Source organism: Protofrankia sp. CiT1, from assembly GCF_917627335.1.
Taxonomy (GTDB): domain Bacteria; phylum Actinomycetota; class Actinomycetes; order Frankiales; family Frankiaceae; genus Protofrankia.
Genome location: NZ_CAKJTP010000079.1, coordinates 11,466 through 19,473 on the forward strand (window position 1 = coordinate 11,466; position 8,008 = coordinate 19,473).

General features: G+C 67.9%; 9 protein-coding genes. 4 read left to right on the forward strand and 5 right to left on the reverse strand.

The genetic code is table 11. The annotated features are described in order from the left end of the window. Nucleotides 1–31 precede the first annotated feature (31 nt). From MJ785_RS13800 to MJ785_RS13810, 3 genes are read right to left on the reverse strand one after another with little or no spacing between them, the layout of a single operon-like run. Nucleotides 32–799, reverse strand: a complete 768-nt coding sequence (locus MJ785_RS13800; RefSeq protein ID WP_239377087.1) for a GAF and ANTAR domain-containing protein — start codon at nucleotides 797–799, stop codon at nucleotides 32–34. A gap of 51 nt (nucleotides 800–850) precedes the next feature. Continuing rightward, nucleotides 851–1,579 carry a GAF and ANTAR domain-containing protein gene (locus tag MJ785_RS13805; protein WP_239311902.1) on the reverse strand — a complete coding sequence of 243 codons (729 nt, stop codon included), beginning with the start codon at nucleotides 1,577–1,579 and terminating at the stop codon, nucleotides 851–853. Next, nucleotides 1,572–1,799 carry a hypothetical protein gene (locus tag MJ785_RS13810; RefSeq protein WP_239311900.1) on the reverse strand — a complete coding sequence of 76 codons (228 nt, stop codon included), beginning with the start codon at nucleotides 1,797–1,799 and terminating at the stop codon, nucleotides 1,572–1,574. Before MJ785_RS13810 ends, MJ785_RS13805 begins: the two co-directional genes overlap by 8 nt. Before the next feature lie 397 nt (nucleotides 1,800–2,196). Here MJ785_RS13810 and MJ785_RS21950 point away from each other — a divergent pair, with 397 nt between their 5' ends. From MJ785_RS21950 to MJ785_RS13825, 4 genes are all read left to right on the forward strand, one after another. After that, nucleotides 2,197–2,325, forward strand: a complete 129-nt coding sequence (locus MJ785_RS21950; protein ID WP_255720713.1) for a hypothetical protein — start codon at nucleotides 2,197–2,199, stop codon at nucleotides 2,323–2,325. A gap of 250 nt (nucleotides 2,326–2,575) precedes the next feature. Next, a complete protein-coding gene (locus tag MJ785_RS13815; protein ID WP_239313318.1) occupies nucleotides 2,576–3,667 on the forward strand; it encodes an ISAs1 family transposase in 1,092 nt (363 codons plus the stop codon). Between the two features lie 328 nt (nucleotides 3,668–3,995). Continuing rightward, nucleotides 3,996–4,346, forward strand: a complete 351-nt coding sequence (locus MJ785_RS13820) for a group II intron maturase-specific domain-containing protein (RefSeq protein ID WP_239313320.1) — start codon at nucleotides 3,996–3,998, stop codon at nucleotides 4,344–4,346. A gap of 355 nt (nucleotides 4,347–4,701) precedes the next feature. Further along, nucleotides 4,702–4,854, forward strand: a complete 153-nt coding sequence (locus MJ785_RS13825) for a hypothetical protein (protein WP_239381231.1) — start codon at nucleotides 4,702–4,704, stop codon at nucleotides 4,852–4,854. Nucleotides 4,855–5,012: 158 nt separating this feature from the next. Here MJ785_RS13825 and katG read toward each other — a convergent pair whose 3' ends face one another. Together katG and MJ785_RS13835 are read right to left on the reverse strand one after the other, a co-directional pair. Further along, on the reverse strand, nucleotides 5,013–7,217 hold the full coding sequence (katG, locus tag MJ785_RS13830; RefSeq protein WP_239313324.1) for a catalase/peroxidase HPI: 2,205 nt from the start codon (nucleotides 7,215–7,217) through the stop codon (nucleotides 5,013–5,015). A gap of 62 nt (nucleotides 7,218–7,279) precedes the next feature. Beyond that, nucleotides 7,280–7,708 carry a Fur family transcriptional regulator gene (locus MJ785_RS13835; protein WP_239313326.1) on the reverse strand — a complete coding sequence of 143 codons (429 nt, stop codon included), beginning with the start codon at nucleotides 7,706–7,708 and terminating at the stop codon, nucleotides 7,280–7,282. Between the last annotated feature and the right edge of the window lie 300 nt (nucleotides 7,709–8,008).

Genomic DNA, 8,008 nt, shown 5'->3' on the forward strand with positions numbered 1-8,008 from the left:
CCTCGGCGACCTGAACCCCGCCCGCGGCCGGCTATCTTCCCGAGTCTGGGACGGGTGGCGGCGGCTGGCACCGGGCTCGGGGGGCCAGCATGGCGGTGCTGTCGTAGGTTCCGTCGACGATGCCGCGGGCCAGGTCGGTGAGGCGGGTGTTGGTGTTGCGGGCGTGGCGGCGGAGCAGGTTGAATGCCTGGGCCATGTCGAGGGTGCCGCGTTCGGCGAGGACTCCTTTGGCCTGTTCGATCAGGACCCGGCTGGTCAGCGCGTGTTGGAGCTGTTCGGCGAGGATCTCGGAGCGGCGGATCGCGCGTTCCTGCAGGATCGCGATCGTGGCGACGTCCGCGAGCGCCTGGCCGACGCGCGCGTCGGTGTCGTCGAGGAGGCCGGGGCGGGTACCGAACAGGTTCAACGTGCCGATCACCTCGTTGCGGAGCCGCATCGGCAGTGCATGAACCGACTGGTAGCCTGCGGCCAGCGTCTCCGCGGCGAAGATCGGCCATTGGCCCGCGGTCAGGTCGATGTCGGGGACTGTAACCGCGGTGCCGCTGTGGTAGCAGTCCAAGCAGGGTCCCTGGTCGTGTTGGAGCTGAAACAGCTCAAGCAGCCGGCTGGTCTCCGAGGAGGCTGCCACGACCTGCAGGCTGCCGCGCTGGTCGGCCAACAGCAGCCCGGCGGCAGCCACATTGAGCAGTGTCACGCAGTGGCTGGCCAACCGGTGCAGCAGGTCCACGACGTCGTAGTCGGCGACAAGGCTGTCGGCAAGGGCGACGAAGGCCTCGCTCAACTGCTGTTCCTTACCCACCGTTACCCTCCGCAGGCCCTCGGGCAACCCTGGCAAAAGTCCCGTTCTCCGTCATTGGAGCAGGTCACCGTCGAGTCGCAGGCGGCGGGCGACGATGTCGCGGGCGACCTCGTCGGCAGTCCGTCCGGCGGCGTAGGCGTGCGCACGGAGCCGGGCGAGGGCCTCCTGCGCGCTGACTCCGAGCTGGGCGATCACCATTCCGGTTGCCTGGTGGATCTCGGCCCGATACATCCCGGCGGCCTCCGAGTCCGGTCCGGACAGCAGATCGACCGGGCCATACGAGTCGCCCGCCGCCGCGTCGATAAGCGCCAAGGCCACAACATCCACGACAATCAAGGTGTCCGCCAACCCATCGCTGTCCAAGGAGCCCGCCCGCGCGCACACGAGGTCGAGGACACCCAGCCGGATCGCGCCAATCCGCAACGGGAACGCGAAGATTGCCCGGAAACCGGCCGCCAGGACCGCGGGAGTGAACATCGGCCAGCGGCGCCCCGCCGGTCCAGTCACGTCCCCGACAAGCACCGGATGCCCATACCGGACGGCATCCCAGCCAGGTCCCTCCCCGAGGGTGAACTGGAAATCATCGAGGCGGGCCGTGGCCGGGCCGTTCGCGCCGTACCAGCCCCGGACGGCAGCGTCGGTCGTCACCGAGATCGCCGCCCCATCCACCGGCAAGGCCGACACCACGCCGACACACAACCGGTCCAGCACCGAGGCGTCCCTGGACCGGTCCGCCAGCAGGGCACGCAGCTCAAGACGGAGCCGGCCGGGGTCACTCACGCGCTCCCTGGCCGCCACGCAGATCCGGTGCGGCACCGGCAACATCCCTGGCCGTGATCAGCCGCTTCTCCGGGATGGGGTGACGCAACGGCACCTCGGCACGGTGCAGGTAGCGCAGCAGCCGCCGGTAGGAACCCAGCGCGCCGCCCAGCAGGGCGAGATTCACCGCGATCCGAACGGAGTACCAACGCGGATGGTCATCCAGCAGCGACCCGCACATGACAGGGCGGCCCCATTCGGCACACTCGCTATCACGGACCCCGCAGCTGTTCTCCTCACCCCCGCAAGGCTCGGAATTTCCATAGGAAAATCTGTCACGACGTCCGTAGTCATAGTGATCCCTCTCAGCTGGCCAACGCATCAGCGAGAGGGAACCCGGACAGGCGTACAGACCAGACCAGGACGAGAACACAGCCACGCTGACGTGACACCCGTCAGGTTACGCCGTCGCCCGCGACCTTTTAGCCCGTACCCGCCAGGTTGTCGGTGCCGAGCGAAAACTGGCCAGGCGTTGTCAAAGTAAAACGGCGCACCCTCCAGCCGTGGAGCCCTGCAAGAACAGCGGTGTAACCCTTTTATGACACTTTGTGTATAGGTGCAGGTAGGGGAAGCGCCCGATGACCAGCACGACGACCGAGCCGGTGACGGAGACGATCGCGGACAAACCCGCCGACACCGCGCCGGTGGTGGACGAGGCGCTCGCGCGGCGCCTCGTCGAGCAGGCGAAGGCGCGGGGGTGTCGCTGACCCCGGCCGACAGCTTCACATGGGGTTACTCAAAAAGTTCCTGCGTTGTGACTTTGTGATGATGCAATCTCCCCGCGGAAAGACGGAAGTTTCAATCCGACTCGGAGTGCGTCCAGGGCCCCGGCGTTGTCTCGGATTGTCCGGTTCTACGGCGAATCGCCGAAGCTACGGGCTGACTGTAGGAAGAGCACGACTTCTGGTGATTTTTCGGGTGTCTAAAGCCTGAAGGATCTACCCAGGAGCCGTGCTCGTGTTGGTATCTTCCCCGATCAGCCCTGTCGTTGACCACCTTGCGGATCTGGCCCTGTGGGAGGCCGAACGTGCCACGGACCCGCGGGCGGCGGCGTCGTCGCTGGCCCAGCGTCTGGCCGCGGTGCCGGACCCGCGTGCCGCGCGGGGCCGTCGCCACCCGTTGGTGGTGATCCTGGCGCTGACCGCCTGCGCGACGCTGGTTGTTGGCAACGATTCCGTGGCGTCGATCTGGCAATGGGCGGCGGGTACCCCGCAAGAGGTCTTGGCCCGTATCGGGGCCTGGCGCGATGCGCTGACCGGTCGCTATCTGGTGCCCAGCGAGCGGACCTTCCGCCGGGTACTGGCCAGTCTGGACGCTGACGCGTTGGACGCGGCGGTCAGCGGGTACGCCGCCGACGTGGCACGCGGCATCACCCCCGCACCGGTCCTGCCGGCGGTGGCCGGGCCAGCCGAGCGGGAACAGCGCCGCGCCGCGCACCGTGCGGTGACTCACCCGGCCCCGGCCGGGCTGCTACCCGCCGCGGCGATCGACGGGAAACTGCTGCGCGGGACCGTCACCACCGCCGGGCGGGTGTTCCTGGTCGCCGCGATCGGCCACGGCACCGGGGTCGTGCTGGGTCAGCGGCAGGTCGCCGACAAGCGTGGTGAGGGCACCGCCGTGCCCGATGTGCTGGGCGGACTGGACGTCGCCGGTATGGTGCTGACTTTGGATGCCCTCCATACGACGAAGAAGACCGCCCGCCTGATCACCGGGAAGGTGCACGCCCACTACGTGCTGATTCTCAAAGCCAACCAGCCCCTCGCGCTGCGGGCCGCCCAGGCGCTGCTGTCGGGAACCGACACGCAGTTCGCCGACCACACCGCCATCGACGTCGACCGGGGTCATGGGCGTACCGAACAACGCGCCCTTCGGGTGGCACCCGCCGATGACAGCTTATTTCCCGGAGCCCGGCAGGTGTTCCGGCTGCGCCGCGACACCGGTGGCCTGGATGGCCAACGCACCGGCAAACACATCGTCTACGGCATCACCAGCATGCCCGCCGAGTTGGCCGGCCCCGTCCACCTCAACCACTACGAGCGCGAGCACTGATGCGTGGAGAACCGTCTACATTGGACTCGCGATGTCACTTTCCGTGAGGATCACTCCCAGCTACGCACTGGCGCCGCCCCGCGGGCTATGGCCAGCTTCCGCAACCTGACACTCAATACCTACCGACTGGCCGGCAGAGCCAACATTGCCCACGCCCGCCGTGACCTACACGACCGCGCCGAAGCCTTCGCCGTATACGGCATATAGCAAACTATCACCGAACCGGACAGAGAGGAACAACGCCGGGGCCCTGCACCGCTGGGTGCGAGCCACGTCGCCGCGGTTCCGGCACATCCAGTTTCTCGCCCGCTGGCCCACGAGGAGGGCGATGCGGCATGTTCGGGATCGTATCCGTGAGTTGACGGAGCGGCGCCGGCTGCTGCTGCCGGTTGAGGTGATCGTGGCGGACGTCAACCGCGTGCTGCGTGGTTGGGCGGGTTTCTTCCGCTACGGTAACTCGGCTCGGCACTTCGCCACGATCAGATGGTATGCGCTGCGGCGGCTGGCGTTGTTTGTTGCGAAACGGCATCAGCGGTCGGCGGCGTTCGGCCGGTGGGTGGTAGGCGTAGCCTCTGCCAACCAGCTTGGTTTGGTCGATCTCAGTGGAATCGTCGTCGCCCCGCGGCCGAACAGGCCGTGGCGGGAAAAGCCGAATGCCGGCGGTGAACGACGTCGGTGAGCTGTGTGCGGGAGAACCGCTTGCACAGTTCGATGGGGGGTGGCTGGAAACGGAACGCTGCTATGGCAGGCTGGGATGAGAAACGCACGGGAAACCGTGCGGACAAAGGTATCGGACCAACGCCTAAAGCCAAGCGTAACCGCGCCAGTCGCCTACCCTACAAGTTCCTGCCCTGCGACAGTACCACCGATCCTGGGGGGTTTGACCTGCGGCTTTGCAAGATCCTTCCGGAACCTCCCGGCGGGGGCTGTGGATAAACTGATCCAAAAGATTGATCGTTTACGTTTGTGCAGGTCGCAGGGTTATCGATCTTTGTCAGAACCTCCCCGTTTCGTCGGCGCGTCGGAGGTTCTGGATGTCGATCAAGATTGGATCGCTTGACGGGATCGCGAAGTTGTGCAAGCGACTTGTGATCATCGTCTGCCGGAGGGACGCATCCGAAGAGCATCAACAGAGCATGCCGCAGCCTGGCGTCCGTCCGGTTGACGTGGTGGTCGAGGGTGCGTAGCGCCTGGCGGAGTTCAGGCGGGGCCTGGGACCAGTCGGCGGTGAGCAGGACGAGGAGCCGGTTGACGATGATTGCGGCGTTGTGTGCTCTGTCGAGGTCGAGGATGTCTCGATCGGCCGGCGGGCGGCCGATCGAGACATCGGGATCAGGCATCGGGATCAGGCGAGGTCATACCGGTCGAGGTTCATGACCTTGTCCCACGCGGCCACGAAGTCGCGCACGAACGTCTCCCGCGCGTCGTCGCTCGCGTAGACCTCGGCGATGGCGCGCAACTCGGAATTCGAGCCGAAGACGAGGTCGACGCGGCTGCCGGTCCAGGTGACCGCGCCCGTGGCGGAGTCGCGGCCCTCGAAGGTCTCCGCGTCTTCGGACGTCGCCTTCCACTCCGTACCCATGTCCAGCAGGTTTACGAAGAAGTCGTTGGTCAGCGACCCGGGCGACGAGGTGAAGACGCCCAGCGGGGACCGCTGGTGGTTCGCGCCCAGGACGCGCAGGCCACCCACGAGGACGGTCATCTCGGGCGCGCTCAGGGTCAGCAGGTTCGCGCGGTCGATCAGCAGGTACTCACTCGGCAGCCAGTGACCCTTCCCGCGGTAGTTGCGGAACCCGTCCACGGCCGGCTCGAGCGCGGCGAAGGACTCCACGTCGGTCTGCTCCTGCGACGCGTCCGTGCGGCCCGGGGTGAAGGGCACCTCGACCGGGTGGCCGGCATTCTTCGCGGCCTGCTCGACGGCGGCGCACCCGCCGAGCACGATGAGGTCGGCGAGCGAGACCCGCTTCCCCCCGCTCTGGGCGCCGTTGAAGGCTTCCTGGATCCCCTCCAGGGTGCGCAGCACCGTCGCCAGCTCGTCGGGGTCGTTAGCCTCCCAGCCGCGCTGGGGCTCGAGCCGGACGCGCGCCCCGTTCGCCCCGCCGCGCTTGTCACTCCCGCGGAACGTCGAGGCCGACGCCCACGCGGTGGAGACGAGCTGGGAGACGGACAGCCCCGAACCGAGGATCTGGCCGGTGAGCGCGGCGATCTCCGCGGCCCCGATCAGCTCGTGTCGCACCGCGGGGACGGGGTCCTGCCATATCAGCGTCTCCCGCGGGACCAGCGGCCCGAGGTAACGCGCGATCGGCCCCATGTCGCGGTGCGTCAGCTTGAACCAGGCTCGGGCGAACGCGTCCGCGAGCTGGTCCGGGTTCTCCAGGAAGCGCCGCGAGATCGGCTCGTAGATTGGGTCCACCCGCAGCGAGAGGTCCGTCGTCAGCATCGTCGGGGCGTGCGACTTCGAGGGGTCATGGGCGTCCGGCACGGTGCCGGCCCCGGCGCCGTCCTTCGGCTTCCACTGCTTCGCCCCGGCGGGGCTCTCCACCTGCTCCCAGTCGTAGCCGAACAGGGTCTCCAAGAAACTGTTGTCCCACGTCACCGGGGTGGGCGTCCACGCACCCTCGAGCCCGCTGGTGATCGCGTCCCCGCCCTTGCCGCTGCCGTAGCCGTTCAGCCAGCCCAGGCCCTGCTCCTCGAGGGGAGCGGCCTCGGGCTCCGGGCCGACGTAGCGGTCCGCGTCCGCCGCGCCGTGGGTCTTGCCGAACGAGTGCCCGCCCACGATCAGCGCGACGGTTTCCTCGTCGTTCATCGCCATCCGCCGGAAGGTCTCGCGGATGTCCCGGGCCGCGGCGAGCGGGTCCGGAACGCCGTTCGGGCCCTCGGGGTTTACGTAGATCAGGCCCATCTGGACGGCGCCCAGCGGGTTCTCGAGCTCCCGGTCGCCGGTGTACCGCTCGTCGCCGAGCCAGGTGCGCTCGGGACCCCAGTAGACGTCCTCGTCGGGCTCCCAGACGTCCGCCCGGCCGCCGCCGAAGCCGAAGGTCTTGAAGCCCATCGACTCGAGGGCGCAGTTGCCCGCGAAGATCATCAAGTCGGCCCACGAAAGCGCGCGGCCATACTTCTTCTTGACCGGCCAGAGCAGCCTGCGTGCTTTGTCGAGGCTGGCATTGTCCGGCCAACTGTTGAGGGGTGCGAAGCGCTGCATGCCGGCACCGGCGCCGCCGCGGCCGTCACTGATGCGGTAGGTGCCCGCGCTGTGCCACGCCATCCGGATGAACAGCGGCCCGTAGTGGCCGTAGTCCGCCGGCCACCAGTCCCGCGACGTCGTCATCACCTCCTCGACGTCGCTGCGCAGGGCATCGAGGTCGACGGTGGCGAACGCCGCGGCGTAGTCGAAGTCCTCGTCCATGGGGTTGGCCACGGCTGGGTGCTTTCGGAGGATCTTCAGGTTGAGCTGGTTCGGCCACCAGTCGCGGTTCCCCGCGCCCTCGGTCGGGTGATTGCGGCGCCCGGCGGAGACGGGGCACCCGCCTGCGCTCTCCTCGTTGTTCATCTCTCCCACAACGGCGTTCGGAGTGTCAGACACGGGAATCCTTCCGGGATCGGAGGGTGTGCTCAGGAACTGGTTGCGGTGGAGCAGGCGGGGCATCGGCCCCAGTAGATGACCTCGGCCTCGTCGACCGTGAAGCCGTTGTCGTCGGAAGGCGTCAGGCAGGGCGGGTCACCTACGGCGCAGTCGGTGTCTACGACCAGGCCACACCCACGGCACACCAGGTGGTGATGGTTGTCGCCGACCCGCAGCTCGAACCGCGCTGGGCTGCCGGCCGGCTCGATCCGCCGGACAAGCCCCGCGATCAGCAGCACCTCCAGGTTGTCGTAGACCGCCTGGGTCGACACCGCGCCGAGGCGCTCGCGCACCGAGGTCGCGATCGTGTCGGCTGTCAGGTGGGCGTGGTTGCTCAGCGCGCCGAGCACCGCGAGCCGCGGTGCCGTGACGCGCAGCCCCGCTCCCCGCAAGGCCGCCGTCGCCGCTTCTGTCTCCACGAGAAGACCCTCCTCCCATAAATTGAACTAGTCAAGAATTTGATTCGATCCGAGGACGGTGTGGGCGTGCCGCCAAGCGCGCTGCCAAGCGCGCCGCCTTCGGCGCCGCATGGTCGTGCCGGGTGCGGTTTCGGGGAGTCAGCGCATCGGGCCTGGTAGCACTGGTGTCCACTGATCGGAGACCGCGTGCGCGGCAAGGAGTGGATGTTCGCCGGGCGGGAGGAGATCTCCCGGAGGCCGGCGGAAGATCTTTCCCGTCGGCGGATATCGAGCCGCATGCATAGGCCAATGCCACTTAGT

Bases quoted from the DNA above. Each gene is read 5' to 3' on its own strand.
- MJ785_RS13810 (WP_239311900.1), bottom strand. From the start codon at position 1,799: ATGTGCGGGTCGCTGCTGGATGACCATCCGCGTTGGTACTCCGTTCGG.
- MJ785_RS21950 (WP_255720713.1), top strand. From the start codon at position 2,197: ATGACCAGCACGACGACCGAGCCGGTGACGGAGACGATCGCGGACAAA.
- MJ785_RS13820 (WP_239313320.1), top strand. From the start codon at position 3,996: ATGCGGCATGTTCGGGATCGTATCCGTGAGTTGACGGAGCGGCGCCGG.
- MJ785_RS13825 (WP_239381231.1), top strand. From the start codon at position 4,702: ATGTCGATCAAGATTGGATCGCTTGACGGGATCGCGAAGTTGTGCAAG.
- katG (WP_239313324.1), bottom strand. From the start codon at position 7,217: ATGAACAACGAGGAGAGCGCAGGCGGGTGCCCCGTCTCCGCCGGGCGC.